This window comes from Pseudoalteromonas sp. JC3, from assembly GCF_030291895.1.
Lineage (GTDB): Bacteria > Pseudomonadota > Gammaproteobacteria > Enterobacterales > Alteromonadaceae > Pseudoalteromonas.
On the sequence record NZ_CP127856.1, the window covers coordinates 867,250 to 884,389 of the forward strand.

13 protein-coding genes and 2 pseudogenes are annotated in these 17,140 nt (G+C 40.7%); 7 read left to right on the forward strand and 8 right to left on the reverse strand.

Annotated features, from left to right (window positions below; translation table 11 throughout):
• Positions 1-710: 710 nt before the first annotated feature.
• The gene (locus QSH61_RS22395) at positions 711-2,054 is read right to left on the reverse strand and encodes a sigma-54 interaction domain-containing protein (protein ID WP_174169605.1); all 1,344 of its coding nucleotides are present in this window, start codon (positions 2,052-2,054) and stop codon (positions 711-713) included.
• A gap of 257 nt (positions 2,055-2,311) precedes the next feature.
• On the opposite strand from QSH61_RS22395, the gene QSH61_RS22400 reads away from it, so the two are divergent.
• From QSH61_RS22400 to QSH61_RS22425, 6 genes are read left to right on the forward strand one after another with little or no spacing between them, the layout of a single operon-like run.
• A complete protein-coding gene (locus QSH61_RS22400) occupies positions 2,312-3,886 on the forward strand; it encodes a cytochrome ubiquinol oxidase subunit I (RefSeq protein ID WP_206472355.1) in 1,575 nt (524 codons plus the stop codon).
• Complete coding sequence (gene cydB, locus QSH61_RS22405; protein ID WP_206472357.1) at positions 3,883-5,016, forward strand: cytochrome d ubiquinol oxidase subunit II; 1,134 nt, start codon at positions 3,883-3,885, stop codon at positions 5,014-5,016. Before QSH61_RS22400 ends, cydB begins: the two co-directional genes overlap by 4 nt.
• A 10-nt stretch (positions 5,017-5,026) precedes the next feature.
• Positions 5,027-5,143: a cytochrome bd-I oxidase subunit CydX gene (gene cydX, locus QSH61_RS22410; protein WP_010603848.1), complete on the forward strand. Its 117-nt coding sequence runs from the start codon at positions 5,027-5,029 to the stop codon at positions 5,141-5,143.
• Complete coding sequence (locus QSH61_RS22415; protein WP_206472367.1) at positions 5,136-6,797, forward strand: ABC transporter transmembrane domain-containing protein; 1,662 nt, start codon at positions 5,136-5,138, stop codon at positions 6,795-6,797. Before cydX ends, QSH61_RS22415 begins: the two co-directional genes overlap by 8 nt.
• Positions 6,787-8,406 (forward strand): ATP-binding cassette domain-containing protein, encoded by a 1,620-nt coding sequence (locus QSH61_RS22420; RefSeq protein ID WP_206472373.1) that lies wholly within the window; start codon positions 6,787-6,789, stop codon positions 8,404-8,406. The genes QSH61_RS22415 and QSH61_RS22420 overlap by 11 nt, the downstream gene beginning before the upstream one ends.
• The gene (locus tag QSH61_RS22425; RefSeq protein WP_174169601.1) at positions 8,399-9,031 is read left to right on the forward strand and encodes a hypothetical protein; all 633 of its coding nucleotides are present in this window, start codon (positions 8,399-8,401) and stop codon (positions 9,029-9,031) included. The genes QSH61_RS22420 and QSH61_RS22425 overlap by 8 nt, the downstream gene beginning before the upstream one ends.
• 412 nt (positions 9,032-9,443) lie before the next feature.
• Here QSH61_RS22425 and QSH61_RS22430 read toward each other — a convergent pair.
• From QSH61_RS22430 to QSH61_RS22455, 6 genes and pseudogenes are all read right to left on the reverse strand, one after another.
• A pseudogene (locus tag QSH61_RS22430) lies at positions 9,444-10,470 on the reverse strand (IS110 family RNA-guided transposase).
• 32 nt (positions 10,471-10,502) lie between these two features.
• A pseudogene (locus QSH61_RS22435) lies at positions 10,503-10,721 on the reverse strand (transposase); the annotation flags it as partial.
• Positions 10,722-10,861: 140 nt separating this feature from the next.
• Positions 10,862-12,016 (reverse strand): glycosyltransferase, encoded by a 1,155-nt coding sequence (locus QSH61_RS22440; RefSeq protein ID WP_206472379.1) that lies wholly within the window; start codon positions 12,014-12,016, stop codon positions 10,862-10,864.
• A gap of 27 nt (positions 12,017-12,043) precedes the next feature.
• Positions 12,044-13,618 carry a hypothetical protein gene (locus QSH61_RS22445; protein WP_206472381.1) on the reverse strand — a complete coding sequence of 525 codons (1,575 nt, stop codon included), beginning with the start codon at positions 13,616-13,618 and terminating at the stop codon, positions 12,044-12,046.
• Position 13,619: 1 nt separating this feature from the next.
• A complete protein-coding gene (locus QSH61_RS22450; protein WP_010603837.1) occupies positions 13,620-14,798 on the reverse strand; it encodes a radical SAM protein in 1,179 nt (392 codons plus the stop codon).
• 69 nt (positions 14,799-14,867) lie between these two features.
• Complete coding sequence (locus QSH61_RS22455) at positions 14,868-15,107, reverse strand: hypothetical protein (RefSeq protein WP_010603836.1); 240 nt, start codon at positions 15,105-15,107, stop codon at positions 14,868-14,870.
• 418 nt (positions 15,108-15,525) lie between these two features.
• Between QSH61_RS22455 and QSH61_RS22460 the strand changes: the two genes are divergently transcribed.
• Positions 15,526-15,792 (forward strand): response regulator transcription factor, encoded by a 267-nt coding sequence (locus QSH61_RS22460; protein WP_211865235.1) that lies wholly within the window; start codon positions 15,526-15,528, stop codon positions 15,790-15,792.
• Between the two features lie 194 nt (positions 15,793-15,986).
• On the opposite strand, the gene QSH61_RS22465 is transcribed toward QSH61_RS22460, so the two are convergent.
• Positions 15,987-16,862: a trypsin-like serine protease gene (locus QSH61_RS22465; RefSeq protein WP_238536683.1), complete on the reverse strand. Its 876-nt coding sequence runs from the start codon at positions 16,860-16,862 to the stop codon at positions 15,987-15,989.
• Positions 16,863-17,140 lie beyond the last annotated feature (278 nt).

Here is a 17,140-nt window from a genome sequence, read left to right on the forward strand (position 1 = left end):
CGCTTCTAGCTATGGACGGTTGAAGCTTACAGCAAATAAAAACTAAGACTCTGGTAAATTTTGCAACCGTTTTATGGTCTGCTTTTTAGACGCGCTTTACCTGCTACTGGCCTTTATTGATATGCTTATTTATCCAATCTTGGTAATAAGATACACGTGTTAATACTGCGGTTGAACCGTATTTGCCTAAAGTAAATTTCCAAATCACCCTCAATTTCTTTCCACGCTGCTAATCCAACCAATACCGGTGTTGAGCCTTGATAAATGATTGCTGCGCCGTTGCTATATCCAGCTAAAAAATAAGTGACACCCATCACAATTAGCAAGCGGCGAAACCCACTTCGTATCCCGAGGAACAAACACGTTCAAAGCCGGCGGTTGTTGAGAGTTTCTACCCGGCGATATCCACGGCACCCGCTGCTTAACAGATAACTTAGTTCAATATCGTCTAACCAGTTGTGACTTTAAAGAAGAGAAACACTCAGGACGGATGATCCAGTATTTGAGTGAGGTGTAGTGGTTCGTATAAACGCAAGGCGATCGTTGGTTTAAGTGTCGTCGCTCAAATCTCGGTTGTTCAACAGCTCGTTTTAGAGCCGAAGGATGGCTCTGTGCCAAAAGCTGACGGCGGGCATCTATATCATGCACGGTGCAAAACTTGACCCCAGGTCTCAAAGCTCTGTAGATTTTTAGCTATCACTGAGAATGTATTAACTGTTTTTGCTAGTAAGCGACAAACCATATTTAGTGAGTTTGCGATACAAGGTGCGGCTACTGACACCAAATTTAAGGGCCAGCTCTTCGGTGCTACCTTGGAAATGTTCGATCGCTTTTTTTAAGTAGCTTTGCTCGGCCTGCTCTAACGATATTACATCAAATACCTTGTCATAATTCAGTTGTGCTAAATCTGCGTTAGGCTTTGCTGTATGCTGCAAATTAGCTGTGTTTTCGAAAGGGATGTCGGTGTCGTAAATGACATCGTCATCGGCCAAAATAGCTGCTTGTAATACAATACTTTTTAGCTCTCGAATATTACCGGGGTAGGCATATTGCGCGAGCTTTTTAAGTGCCGCTTCACTGAATTGTTTGTCTTTAAATTCAGAGTGTTTTAAAAAGAACTTAGCTAATAACGCGATGTCAGCTTGACGGGCTTTCAGGGACGGTAAATTTATCGGGAAAGTGGCGATCCGATAGTATAAATCTTTTCTAAACTCGCCTTTTTCAACCATTTCTAACAGGTTTTTATGGCTTGCACAGACTAATCGAAAGTCTGTGCGTTTTTGTCTTAGGCTGCCAACCGCACGAAAGCTTTGTGTTTCAATTAATCGCAGCAGTTTTACTTGCATATTGAGTGGTACATCACCAATTTCATCAAAAAACAAAGTGCCACCTTCAACAATTTCGACCAAGCCTTTCTTTTGGCTTGTGGCGCCAGTAAACGCGCCTTTTTCGTGACCAAATAACTCAGACTCAAATAACTGCTCGGGTAAGCCGGAGCATTCAATTACAATAAACGGTTTATCTTTACGCCTACTTGCATCGTGCAACGCGCGAGCAACTAACTCTTTACCTGTGCCGGTTTCGCCTTGTAATAATACCGAAATTTCGGTTTTGGCAGCGCGGTTTACTTTATTGATTAGTGCTTTAAAGGCGTCAGACTGACCAAGCATTTTATTCTTTTGCGCTTTTACTGAGGCAAAATCGATTTTATCGAGGATCTCAACAAAGCCCATTAATATATCGTTTTCGTCAAAAATAGGCTTCATCACAATATCGCAATATTGCTTACCTAAATGGGTATCGTGAATATGCACGACACTGGTTGGCTTATTGGTTTTTTTGCACTCTAGCATGGGGCAAGCTTCACCCATCTGATCGCAGGGTTTACTGGCCTTATGCGATATGGCAAAGCAGGTACTTTTACCCAGCTCAATCGGTGTTTGATAGGTATCACGATAGGCGTTATTCACTGCCACAATGACATAGTTTAGGTCAATAAAAATTGCTGGTTTATCAATAATATTGATTAAACCTTGGATCACCGAATTTGCCATATCGCACACTTGCCCAAGTTAGTTCGTTACCGTTTTACTAAAAATGAGTGTACTGTAAAAAAATAACCGTGACAAAAATGTCTTCACATTCAATTTGTCTGACAAAAATGTCGATTGGTAAGTTTATCTTTATCGAATGAATTTTTGAAATGTAAAATTAACTATTAAAAACAATGCATTATTTATTTTTTGACTATACCCAAGATTGGTATGTTTTCTGCCATATCAGGAAGTAACCTAATCTAAAGGAGTTCGAAATGAATGAAGCATTGGTCGAATTGTCTCGTTGGCAATTTGCACTCACCGCCATGTTCCACTTCATATTTGTACCGCTGACCTTGGGCCTGAGTTTTATGCTGGCCATTATGGAATCGGTTTATGTGATGACGGGCAAAGAAATCTATAAGACCATGACTAAGTTTTGGGGAAAGTTATTTGGTATTAACTTCGCCCTAGGTGTGGCAACGGGTTTAACGATGGAGTTCCAGTTTGGTATGAACTGGGCATATTACTCGCATTATGTGGGTGATATTTTTGGTGCGCCATTGGCAATTGAAGGGTTAATGGCGTTTTTCTTAGAATCCACGTTCGTTGGCTTGTTCTTTTTTGGCTGGGATAAAATGTCAAAGGTCAGGCACCTTATGGCAACCTGGCTTGTGGCGTTAGGCTCTAATTTTTCGGCGCTTTGGATCTTAATTGCCAATGGCTGGATGCAGCACCCAGTAGGTGCAGAGTTCAACTTCGAGTCGATGCGTATGGAAATGACCAGTTTTGCTGAGGTGATGTTTAATCCCGTTGCGCAAGTTAAATTTGTGCATACGGTTTCTGCAGGTTATGTAACAGGCGCAATGTTTGTGTTAGCTATTTCAAGCTATTACCTTTTAAAACATAAGCATATTGCCTTTGCGCGTCGCTCATTTGCGATTGCTGCAAGTTTTGGTTTAGCGTCAATTTTATCGGTGATCGTGCTCGGTGATGAAAGTGGCTATGAGCTTGGCGATGTACAAAAAGTAAAACTCGCGGCAGTTGAAGCCGAATACGATACCCACCCAGCACCTGCACCATTTACGCTTTTTGCTATCCCCAACGATGAAAAAGAAAAATCCGAATATGCGGTGCGCATCCCTTGGCTGATGGGCATTATCGCGACGCGCTCGCTTGATGAAGAGGTGATGGGCATTAAAGAGCACAAAGTGCTGCATCGTGAGCGTATTTTATCTGGATTGATTGCTAAAAATTTACTCGATACCGTGCGCAGTGGTAACGCAACTGAAGCGCAAATGGCGCTGTTTGAAGCACATAAAAAAGACTTGGGCTATGCCATGTTATTAGAGCCATTTACCAATGACTTTGTCAGCCCAAGTGAAGAAGCCATCGAAAAAGCGGTAAATTACAGCATTCCACCTGTTGCACCACTTTTCTGGAGTTTTAGAATAATGGTGTTCTCGGGCTTTATTATGCTATTCGTTTTTGCCGCTGCATTTTACTACAGCACTAAACATCAAATCACCAAACCTAAATGGTTGTTAAAACTGGCGCTGTTCTCTTTACCTCTGCCTTGGATTGCCTCTGAAGCGGGTTGGTTTGTCGCAGAGTTTGGTCGCCAGCCGTGGTCAATTGCCGAAGTGCTGCCTGTGCATGCTTCGGTATCAAACTTAAGCGTGGGTGAAGTGTGGTTTACCTTAATTGCTTACACCAGTTTTTATGCGGTGATGTTTGTTATTGGCTTCTACTTGATGAAGAAATACGCCAAAAAAGGGCCTGTGCCAGAAAAGCAAAGCACACCTTTCGATGGCAATGCGCAACTATCGGCTGAAGGAGCACAATCATGATTGATTATGAATTTTTACGCTTAGTATGGTGGGGCTTAGTAGGCGTATTGCTGATTGGCTTCGCCATTACCGACGGGTTTGATTTAGGTGTGGGCGCACTGCTTACGTTAGTAGGCAAAAGCGACGAAGATCGTCGCGTGATGATCAACACCATTGGCCCCCATTGGGATGGTAACCAAGTGTGGTTTATTACTGCTGGCGGCGCAATTTTTGCGGCTTGGCCGCTGATTTATGCGGCAGCATTTTCGGGGTTTTATATCGCTTTAGCGCTAACACTTATTGCCTTATGGATGCGCCCAATCGGCTTTGACTATCGCAGTAAGTTACCGAGTAAAACCTGGCGTACAGCGTGGGACTGGGCACTATTTTGTGGCGGTTTAGTACCCGCGCTTATCTTTGGTGTGGCGTTCGGTAATTTACTACTAGGCGTACCATTTGAGTTTGATAATACTTTGCGCCCAACTTACACCGGCAGTTTTTTTGGTTTGCTTAATCCGTTTGCCATTTTAGCAGGGCTGGTATCGGTCGCTATGTTGCTGACTCATGGCGCTAACTGGTTACAACTTAAAACCGAAGGAAATTTACTCGCGCGCGCACGCATTGTGTCGTTCTATTTGTCATTAGTGACTGTGTTGCTCTTTATGTTAGCGGGTGTGGTCGTTGCCAATCTTGACGGTTATGTGATCACCTCTAGCGTTGACCCTATGGCGACATCAAACCCACTGACCAAAACGGTTGAAGCAGTATCGGGCGCGTGGCTTAACAATTACAGCACTTACTCGTGGATGCTAATTGCCCCTGTACTTGGCATTTTGGCGGGGCTTGGCTCAGCGTGGTTTAGCAAGCAACAGCGCGGTGGCTGGGCGTTTTTAATGTCGTCATTGATGATGGCAGGCATTATTTTAACCGCAGGCGCTGCTATGTTCCCGTTCCTTATGCCAAGTAGCAGCATGCCAAACGCGAGTTTAACAGTGTGGGATGCCACATCGAGTTATTTAACGCTCAAAACCATGTTTATCGTTGCCTGTATTTTTGTGCCAATTGTATTGAGTTACACCGCATACAGTTTTTATGTGATGCGCGGGCGCATTAAAGCGCAAGATTTAGATAAACCACACACAATTTATTAAGGAGTGGCTTATGTGGTATTTCACTTGGATTTTAGGTGTTTTATTAGCGTGTTCTTTCGGCATTATTAATGCGATGTGGCTAGAAGCCACCGAAGACATGGACAGAGACGACACCAGCGATGATTAAACACAATCACGCAGCAACTGGCGACATGGAGGTCGCCGCTACCGAGCTGTTACATAGCCAGCAGCACAAAGTAAAAAATGCGCTGCTGGGTGTGTTAGCACTCAAAAGCTCTGCCTTCTTATGTCAGCTGACGGCTTTCGCAGCATTTAGCTTTTTAATGGCCAGATTGCTCGCAAGTGATGCAAGTAGTCTGGTTATAAGTCACTTTTTTAGCGCAAACACACACTATGAATGGACGCTCAATGTATTAGTGGGGGCATTAGTTTCAAGCTTGATTCTTAACCTTTTTGCTCATAACCGCCTAATGGCATTACAAGCAAGTAGCTTGGCCGATTTAGAAGCGCAGTTACATGGCGCTTTTAAGCAAGGGCAGCACGCGTTGGTTCGTCAACATAGTCATTTTTACTGGCAGCAACTAAGCACCGAGCACCTTCATGCGATGGTGAAGTTTATCAGTGAATTTCAATTGCAAAAATGGTTTGCTGTATTTGCGCCTTTGTTATTGCTTGGCGTGATTGCTTATGTGAACTGGTTTGTATTTATTATTTTATTAGTGTGTTTGCCTGTGGTGCCGCTTTTTATGATCATCATAGGCAAAGGCACAAAGCACTTGCATAACACCTATTTTGTGGCATTTGAGCGTTTAGGCAGTATGTTTGCCAATCGCCTTAGCAACATTGAATTGATCAATGTATTTTCTGCCAATAGGCAACAAACACAGCACCTTGAGCAAAGTTCAAACACGCTTAATTCCAGCACCATGAAAGTGCTTCAAGTGGCTTTTTTAAACCAAACTGTTTTAGATTTTTTTTCGACGCTGTCGATGGCGCTAATTGCCGTTTATGTCGGGTTTAACCTATTAGAAGAGATAAACTTAGGGCCCAAACTGGTGTTTGCAGATGGGTTATTTTTACTCATTGCTGTGCCTATGGTGTTTAGCGAACTTAAACAGTTAGGCAATTTATACCATCAAAAAGCCGCAGCCCAAGTTGCGGCATCAGAGCTGGCTAGTGTGCTTTGTAACAGTCAAAAAAGTTCTGATATATCACTTTCTCCTAGCATTGATTGGCATGACTTTCAGGTCGTTAATACGGTGGTTTTTGCAAAGCATTTATTTGTTGAACGTGGCCAGCATATTTGGTTAAGTGCTCCCTCAGGTGCTGGGAAAACACTGTTATTTGAAGCGCTTAGCAAACAGCGCCAAGCAAGCCACCAAACCACACAAAAAGTGGCGCTGCTGACACAATCTCCCTGTATTTTACGCGGCACTGTGCGCGACAACTTAACGCTCAACAGACCAATCTCTGATAAAGCGCTTTTTACAATGTTAGAAAAAGTTGAGCTAATGGCTTGGTATAAAAATTTAAAACAGGGACTTAATACGCCTATGGACGAGTGTCCGCCACTTTCTGGCGGTGAAAAACAGCGCTTGAGTTTAGCAAGGCTATTATCGTGCGATGCCGACCTTTATTTACTCGACGAACCCACTGCGTTTTTAAGTGACGCGCAACATTTGCGACTCTGTTGTTTAATTGAAACGGTTCTAAAAGATAAAACCGTTATTTGGGCATGTCATAAGCCGCAGTCACAGCGCTGGTTTAGTCATATTTGGCACATCAACGAGTTTGGCGAGGTGCTTTGTCATGCAAACTAATACATTAAAAACCAACTTCTTGGCGCTGCTACTGAGTGTGGCTTATAGCCTAGCGGCAATGGGGTTATTGCTGGTTTCAAGTTGGTTTATTGCCGCGGCAAGTGTGATGGGCAGTAGCTTAAATTACATGTTACCCGCAGTTATTATTCGGGCCTTAGCGCTTATTCGAATTGCATCTGGCTATGCGGCACTATTAGTTGGTCACAGTGGCTTTTTTAAATCGTTACAAGCCAAACGAATGACGCTATTTGCAACAAGTTTGAATAACTTAAGCTTGCTTGAACAGGTTAAAAACAGCGCGCAGGTTGAGGCAATGAGCACCACCACAGAGCAACAAGCTGCGCTTTGGATTGCTTGGGTAAACCAAAATGCTGCGATGTTTATTACCTTACTGTTGTTAAATGTTAGTGTTTACTTGCTTATTCCAAGTCATCTTATTTATGTGCTGTGTGTAACGATTGCTTTTATTATAGTTTATGCGCTGCTCATTGTGTTTGGCTTAAAACAAGCGGTCAAAATTGCCAAACAAAAAGAGCGCTTTGTCACTGTATTTGACGATAAGTTACACAGCTCACCGCTTTGGCATCTTCAAACTGAGCTGTTAGACAACCAATTTGCATCAACCTCTAAGCTGTTAAAAGCACAACAAACACAGCAAAAGGCGATGTTTTACGGCCAACTCTGTTTACAGCTTTTCGCCATTTTAGCTTTATATCTGCTTTTTAAGCAGTATGCTGGCGCGGCATCGCAAAATGCATTGTTTATTTTAGTGCCCATGTTATTGCTAAGCATTAACGATTGGCTGGGCAAGCTACTGCAATCGCAAACAGGGCTGGTAGATTTTATTCAAGCCAAGCAAGATAATGCTAAAAAAGCTGTCGCAAAGACTGTCGATAAACAGCCACAGAAGCAAGCACAATCATCGTCACCAAAAATTACCCGACATAGCCAAGCGATTCATACGCTGAGCCTCGATAATGTAACCGCTTGCAGCGTGCAACGATTTCCCATTTCAATCGAAATAAATAATGCCGGTTGCTATTTATTTGAGGGCAGCTCTGGGACTGGTAAGTCTTCCCTATTAAAAGCAATTGCGGGACTACAGCCATTTCAAGGCAGCATCACGTTTAACCAAGGCAACATCGTCCAACAATTAGGCAAACTACACGAGCGCATTGTGTACTGCGGGCAATCATCACCCGTATTAGATGGCACCTTAGCTGAAAACCTTTCTTTAGGTCATGAAATAGAGCAAGACATACAAAAGCAGGTACTCAATGACGTTAATCTGTCTTACCTAGGCGTATTAACGCAATGGCTAGGCTCGGGTGGCAGACAGCTCTCTGGTGGCGAAAGACAGCGGCTTAACCTCGCACGAGCGTTATTATTTAAGCCCGATGTGGTGCTACTAGATGAACCGTTTGAAGCGCTCGATAATTACAATATTTCACTTATGGTTAAGCTTATCAATCAGTTGAGCAAAACCGGTATCGTGGTGATTGCTAGCCATATTGCGCCGGATACACTAACGCTTAATCAGCGTATTGATATTGAGAATATCCCCTTGCTTTCGAAGGAAAATGGCTCGGAGGAAAAGTGCTATGGCTGAGTCATTAGGTGTAATTGAGATAGTTTATGATAACCAGCTAATTGCTTATCTGATTAGAGATACGTTAACGCCTTATTGTGCGGTGATTGCATTGGGTATTTCTGATCAGAAAAAACACGACTATATGGTTGAGCGACTTGAAAACTGCCCGTGCGAAATACAGTGGTGGCTAATCGCCCGTGATGCAAGTTTACAACTAAGTTGGGTTAACAAGTTAGTGCTGCGATTTACAGGGCAATTGATGCTAGCAAAAGCGTGTTTAATAAATACACCAAACAATGCCGCGTTAGATTTAAGTAATAGTGACACGCTTGAGCATAATGAAATACTGCACTTAGGCCATTTGATGCTCACGATTCAATATATCAAAGCAAATAGCCTGAAAGTATCGCTACTTGTTTGTGACAACATGGTGTTTTGTCTGCCATCAAATGCACTACAGCTTTCATCCACTTGCATGGGCAATGTGCTTAAACAAAGCAACATCAAGTGGGATAAATTTAGTGAAATTTACAGCCCTTCCTTCACAGTAAGTCGGCCTTTATCGACTTCAAAACTTACTTTTTGGCAACTCGAAGCACGGCTAAGCCGTAATAACTTAACCGACACTTTAAAAACTAGCTAGGTAAAGAAAATAAGTGACATATATGGACGCTCAGCTGCTGTCAAGTAATACTCATCCAACAAGGTTGTTTTAACAGCCTTGTTGCTTCTTTTATTTATCTCTCATTTACTATTTGTATGTATTGATAAACAGTCACTTTGAGTCACCCTAAATAAGGTGCTGCTCTGACATATATTCGGGCTTAACTGACTTTCAGCGCCCCTAATGAGTTTCGAACCTAGCCACCCAAAAAGTAGAATACACCCACGCGGCATTGAATGCCTTGCCTATAACGGGTTTAACTAGGTAGGTTTGACCTTTTGTTCATCGTTATGTTTACAGCAATGAGAATATGGCTATCAAGGGCTCATAAACACCCACTCGGGCTCGAGGCCCTTGTCACGACCGGGCTCCTTAATAGCCATAATTTGAGTCATGATTGCGCCTCACTTTGTGTATATTGGGCTTTATAAGGTTCATTTCTTTGTAGCAATATCCACATTAAGCGAGCCAAGTCGGTGGGCCGTGGCCACCACCGCTTTATTTTTACCGCGACGTTCTACCAATGCGTTGATCCATTTGTTTAAATCATCCTGCTTTTTGTGCGCATGATTGACCACTGTACGGGCACCATGAATGAGTTGTTTTCTTAGATAACGATCACCTCGTTTGGTGATCCCTCCCATCTTATTGGTTTCACCCGAAGCATATTGACGTGGTGTGATCCCAAGCCACACAGCCAACTCCTTTTTATTAGAAAATGCTTGCCCTTTATCTATTGTGGCACTCAATGCCGATGCGTTGATAATCCCAATTCCGGGGATGGATTGGATAATTTGAGCAGCTTGGCTCTGTTCATTAAACTGCTTAAATTGTGCCTCTACATTTTTAATATTGACGTCTAACTTTTGCATTTCTTCATAAACGTCTCTGAGGAGTAGATTTAAAGCTCCATGTAAATTACGGTTGAGCAGATCAGCAATGGTTGCACGAAAAGACTTTAAGCTCTTCTTGATGACGATGCCAAATTCAAGTAACAAACCACATGTTTGGTTGATGCAGGCGGTTCGATTATGTATGAGCCGTTCCCGATAGCGATGTAGTGCTAGGGTTGCTTGTTGATGCTCTGTTTTTACAGGAACAAAGCGAATGTTAGGTCGAAGGCTCGCTTCATAAATCGCCATACAATCATTTTTATCGTTTTTATTGCCACGGACAAAAGGGGTAACATGTTGCGCAGGGATAAGCTGAACTTGGTGCCCAGCTTGTAAGCAGTACCGCCCCCAATAATGAGACGTTGACCATGATTCCATAACAACATTACAAGCAGGTAATTGGGTCAATGTTTGCAAGAGCTTTGCTCTATCTAACCTTCTGGAAAAACATTTATTACCTTGCTTACCTGAGTTGCAAAGTTCAAGGAATGAACCAAAAGCTAATATAGAAAAGTTAGCGTTTATCTCAACCAACTCATCTGAACAAACCCTACATTGTAACTTCTGTAACCGTAGAGTTTGCGAAAGAGCGTGTAGGCCATTTCTGTCACCAGCTTTCGATCATCTACATTTGTTAGCTTCAACGCCACAATTTCACCTATGTGATTGACGATCAAATGCAGTGTAAATCTAAACGATCAGACCATGGTGCCTTTGCTATCCTGAGCAATGCTTTCAAATACCTTATTTCTCTTGGCGCGAATGACGTGACAGACCCTCGCAATAGGTTTCAACTAACTTATTCACGCTCGTTTCTTTTGGTCGAATGAACTGGTCAGGAAGTGAGCTATTCGTTCCTTTGATTTTTTAAATTCTTATCCGAAGTCAAGATTAAGTTAAATTGGCTAGGCTTAACTTATGACTCTATTGCTGGATAGTACTTATTAAGCCAGTCTAATTCTGCTAACTCTGAGTAATCTTGTTGCAACGTTTGCTCTCTAGTTTGATGTCTAAAGTTTCTTTTTAGACTTATTAAGTAGCTTGAATACATTTTTGCAACGCGTTCCATTGAGTAGTTGTTTTCAGCCCATTCTCTACAATGTTTTGAAGAAATTTTATCTATATTTTTGGTTGCCCAGTAAAACTGCTCTTCGTTACGACACCTAAATCCTGTGAGGCCATGTAGATTATTTTCTGGAATGCCGCCCCAATCACTAGAAATTACAGGTGTACCACTCAACATGGCTTCGATCATAACGCCCCCAAACACTTCAAGAACAATAGTTGGCAGAAAGAGAGCTTTGGCCTTTTTAAGTAAATGCTTTCTTTTATTTAAATCAGCATAACCCACAAACTCAACATGGCTTGGAATTGTTTTATAACTTAGGTGATTGATATCTCCCGGACCAGCGACAATAAGCTTAGCGTTGGCTTTTCTCGTTGCTTCAACAGCTATTACTAAACCTTTATTGGGATCCATCCTACCAAGATATAAAAAATAGTTATCTTTAGCTTCACAGTATTCGAAATCATCACAATCAAAATAGTTTGGTATTACTGCGTCGTAACGTTTGGGATGTGTTATCCCCAATTGACCGTAAACATAGCTCATATGAGCATATGACTCGAATATTTTAAAAGGAGCAAAACATCCCTTGCCATCGTAGCCGATGCCTGGTTCTATGATGAAACATTTTTCCTCGAACATGGATACCGCTTCTTCCATACTATTACCCCAAAAGCATAAAATAGCGTCTCCAGCTTCAACTCTAATTTCTAGTTCTCGTTGAACATTTTGTTTAAATTTATGATGAGCGATGTCCAATGTGCTGTGATTGCAATAACTATCTTGCCAACTTTTACCGCCGTATGCTTTAGTTAAAATGTCGTCGGTCATCACAGTTACATGTTCATGGCAGTCAACCTCTGATCGTTCATGACCATAATGAATGATCTTAAAAAAAGGTTTCATCATTTTGCAGAATTTGACGACTTTTTGCGTGAAGGCGCAAAACAGATAGTCCTGATTTGTTGTTACGGTATGAGGGGGGGCTAGTACATGCAATATCATTTGTGTTCTTCCATTATTTTGTTGTTTTTATTGGATTCGAAAGTTCTTAAAGATAGAAGGTGAAAATTTGCATGGTAAATCTGCAGAAAATTCTTTCCCTTCAACAGTTAGGACACCTCTCGTAGAGCATGACTTATTATAGCTATCTAAAAGCAAATATCCGTCGCTTCGAATATCCAGCGAATTTATCTTTTCGATGTATCCGTTTGCTTTTTCGAAACTCGATGGGCAACTGGAATGTTGGTATATTCTTACTCGCTCTTCGCGAGTTTCGAATGAAAAAAAGCCATCACATGCCGACGTCATAAAATGCCTAAAAATTGCTTTTTTTAATATGTGGTTAGGAGTGGATTTATTAATTATTATTTCACCGATTAGCTGCTGATAGCTTTTTATTATCGCTTCTTCGGGTGGGGGAGTTGAGTTGCCAGAAGTGAGCGCACCTAACGCCATTTTACTTTCAGGAGATATATTACTCACGAAGTGATTGAGACTATTTTCTCGAGTGTTAAGAAGTTTTTGTCGCCAGTAGTGAAAAAATTGTTTTTCCCCAATTAAGTGATGTAAAAATGCATGTCCGCAGCTATAGCGGCCTGGCCAATACTGCGTTCCCGGTATTACCTTATAGCTATGCTCAAGCGAACAGGTGAGCTTTTGAAGATTATTTTGTGTGTCAAACTGCTCCCTATCGATGAGCTTTAAATTGAGCTTGGCTATATTTGCTGCGAATTCAGCACCACCTTCGCTAAGCCAGTGAGGTTCATGACTGTCATTACTTGTCCAAATATGGAATACTTCGTGAGCGATAAATTGTTCTAGGTGTTGAGCAATAGCAGGGCTAAAATTGAGGTAACGTTTACCACCAAACCTTAAGACAAAAGTGTTACCATTATGCACTCCGCCATCATAAAAATCAGACTCTGGACTCTCGAAGCTTGCAACAATGGTTAACTTTTTATCATTTGATAGTGCTAATTCTTTACTGTAATAACTGTGAAACTTTTTGAAATTTTCAGTTATCAGATCACTTAGCCATTGTGGTAGATTATCATTGAAGATGAAGTTGAATTTACTTTTCTTACTGACGAGCACTGATTCTTCGTTAAAGTTAAATATTAAAAAGTTATTTTTCTTCTCTACACTTACCAGTTTTTTGTCTTTTTCTGCGAAAAAAGTGATGCAATTTTCTTCTAAACTTTCCCATTCATCATCTGGCTTTATTTTCATTGCAATTGGAGTGATTGCGGTCATGAATACGCCATGAGAGTCTCCTAAATTCACGTATGGCGCGTATGTTGCGTTAATATACTTATTTAAGGGGGATAGAAGGAATGAGGTAGTTAAGCCTTTCTCATTCATTAGAACTATGTTACTACTATGATGAGCTATATTTTCCCTCTGGTTAATATTTAAAAATGCAGATTCTGTTTCTTTCGATGCGTTGAGTTTCAATGCAGTGTAAGGTTTGCTAGCTCGATATTCGACCTGCAATCCTTTTGGGCTTTGTTTAAGTATTAACTTTACAGGAAAAGTACAGCTCTCTTTTGCGAAACTAGAGAATGAAAGTATCATCGAACTAAAAAATATAAAAATCTTAATCATTTTACTTCCCTTCTATAATTTTAAGGATTTCATCTTTAGGATAGCCATTGGAGACTAAATGCTGAGTAATTTCAAAATATAATGCACTTATTGCCTCGCAAAACACGGATGGGTTATTAAACCCGTTGTTTTTACTGTATCTATTTTCTAAGTCTCCGCCTCTGCAGAGCTTCTCCCATACACAGTCTTTACAGCCTTCAGGTGTTTCTTTGTAAATTTTATCTATCTCTTTAAAAATTTCGTGTTCCAAAAATGATCTTAATGTGGTTTCTTTTACGTTGCTTGTTGGCGCCATTTTTCGCCATTCACTCGTTGGAATGAATGAATCATCAATGGTTATCGTTCCATCTGATTGAATACAAATTATTTGATTGTTTATTATTTCTTTTCGATCATATGGTCTATTGTCTCCTCCTTCCCTCTTTTGAAATATTCTAAATTTGTCTTCAATTTGACGTGTTGAAAAATTATTAGTTTCTCTCCAAAGATTAAAAATATCGAGCACTGCTTTTTTATAATCATTGATTGTTGTATTGTTAGGGAATGGGTCGTCATGACTTATATCTGGGAATAAGAAGCTTAAATTTTTTATATTTAAATCTTCAACTAAGTGCTCAGTGATTTTTTTATAGTCAAAGGTGCCATTTAATACGCTAATGACACCAGGCTGAGTAAGTCGTCCTTCGGAGGCAGCCTTGGTTATAAGTTCAGTGCCCGCCTTTATTTTGTCATAAGAGCCTTTACCATTGTGGTCGATTCTGAATTTATCATTGAAGCTCTTTGGGCCATCAATACTTAAGCCTGGACTCACCTGATATTTCTCGAAGAGCGTAATCCACTCTTCAGTAACTAGAGTTACATTAGTTTGTACTGATAACTTCAACTGGGTATGCTCAGACAGCCCTTTACTTAGTTTTTCACATAAATCTGAAAACTTTTTAAGCGGAAGCATCAAAGGCTCCCCACCATGTAAAGCTATCTCGATAACAGAAATCTTTATTTCTTTTAATGAACGAAGGAGGAAGTCAATTAAGTCATCAACAGTTTTGCCTGAAATTAATGCAGGTCTATCTTTGTAAGAATCATCGCCACCAAAAAAATAATAGCAATATGTACATGCTAAATTACATCTTTCAGATACTTTTAATATAACCTGCAATCTATCTATAGACTTTAGCATTATTATCTCTTTCTATTTTTAGGCTAAAAGTAGCCCATGCTTTTGCATTACATGGGCATAGATTTATACTTATGAACAGCGCTGGCTGTAACTTCCAGAACCTTGAGTGTAACCACTCCCATCATTTCTCTGGTCGTAACTTCCTCCATTTTGTCCATAGCCAGGATTTGAGCCACCACACTGGGCGTAGTTTCCACCTGAAATGGAAGGTAATACTTCAGGCTCTAGTAGCTTAGTCACTAGTGGGCTTTCTGTTACCTTTCCCTCGTGTTGTTGTAGTTGGTTGAATAAATTACTTTTTTCTATCATGAGCTTTCCTTGTAAAAGATTGTTATTAATATCTCGAATTACAGAAGTCTATGTCTGGAGGCATTACTTCGTAATTCATTCGTAGTGACGTTGTCATATCAATCAGCTCTTATTGGCCTTAAAAGTTAATAATGTTTACTTTTGTACCTTAATGCTGAACTTTTAATTTATCAGTACGTAAGTTAAATGAAACTATCTAAGTGGGTAGTTTTGAGGCGACCAACTTTTGCCAAATGGTTATAGCTGCTGAGGAGTTGCGAGTGATGCTGTTGCGCCGAAAATTGTTTGATGTATACCGCTTCAGATAACAGCTGCTATCAATATGAAAGTAAATGAAGGGTTGTTTTTATTGAGATGAAAGCATTTGAATGTTAATGTTGAGTTTAAAGGTAATTTTTATGTGATCAAGGAGGTGGGTGTGTCTTGCTGTTTTTCTAAATTATCAAGCCGAGAGCGTGATGTATTACTACTTTTATTATCAGGGAAGTCCTATAAAGACATTGCATTTGAGCTGCATGTTTCATCAAATACCGTGAAGTTTCATTGTGGAAACATTTACGACAAGCTGGGTGTTGCCAATAGAAAAGTGCTGTCGGCTAGGTACTTTAGACATGATGTATTGGAGCAGAATGAGGCTGTAAATGATAAACTACAATACAATGACGCCAAAGAGCCTATCATTTAGCTTGCTATTGTTTATTAAAGCTCAAAGGGAAGCAGAGACAAGCTTAAATTTAACAAAGACTTGTCACTACTTGGCAAACCATTCCTGTAAGCTTTTAGTCGCAGTGGCTGTTTTATCACAACGATCAACATACCTTATTACCTTCGTAAATTTAGCAACCGTCTTATGGTTTGCTTTTAGACGCGCTTTACCTGCTACTGGCCTTTATTGATATGCTTATTTATCCAATCTTGGTAATAAGATACACGCGTTAATACTGCGGTTGAACCGTATTTTCCTAAAGTATAATTTTCCAAATCGCCTTCAATTTCTCTCCATGCAGCTAATCCAACCAATACCGGAGTTGAGCCTTGATAAATGATTGCTGCGCCGCCGCTATCTCCTGAGCCTATAGTGCCTTCTAACGGTAGCGCATCGGCTCCTTGTTCGAAGGTGAATCTGAGCCAGTGTGCTTTTGCTTCTGTGATCACGTTGTTGTAAACATGCATTTGATAGTCGTCTTGAGTGAAAGCCCAATCTGAGAAAAATTTGGTGACTTGGTACCATGCATAGGTAGTTAAGCTTGGTCCCTCAGAGTCGTGCTCTTCACCCGTTATTCCCGTTCCGATAGCGCCGCGACCAAACCCGGTTATTTCCATGCCTAATTCTTCATTTCCCTCATATATAGCGATGGGTTGAATGTGTGTCACAGGCTTACTTAAGCGAATTAACGCAATGTCTTTGGCGTTATTTAGCTGCTCCATAAGCGGTGCCGGGTCGCCTTCACTCCAATCACCTTCTACCTTTTTGTAATCCGGGTGAATAATGATTTGTGCGATTTGATTTTCAACGCCATGTACCATGATAGGTTTGTCTTGGTAGTCATACATAAACGTATAAATGACGTGAGCTGGTGCCAATAACCAATGCTTATCGATTAACACCGAACCGCCTTGAAATGGCATATCAACATAAAACTGCGGAATGCTGTTAACCTTATACAAGTCAGGGTCAACATCATGTCTTTTGACAACCGCATGGTTCTGAAAAGAGGTAAACATGAGCAAAAAAATGGCAAGGTATTTCATCATTATTCCTTATTTATTATTATTTCCAAAGTGGCCAATAAATCATCATACTGAAACTTTCTTTTCAATGCATCAATAAATGTACCTATTTTCATACGACGCTCGCTCCCTCAAAAATATCTGCACGCTCACCAGATTAAAATAAATAAAAACAAATGGTTATTGTCATGCTATGACGCCAAAAATATTGCAAATTAGCTGGGAAATATGATTGATAAGAAATGTGACTGGTGCAATCAAGTTTGTGAGGTAACAGCACTAAGGTAAAGTTAATTTACGTG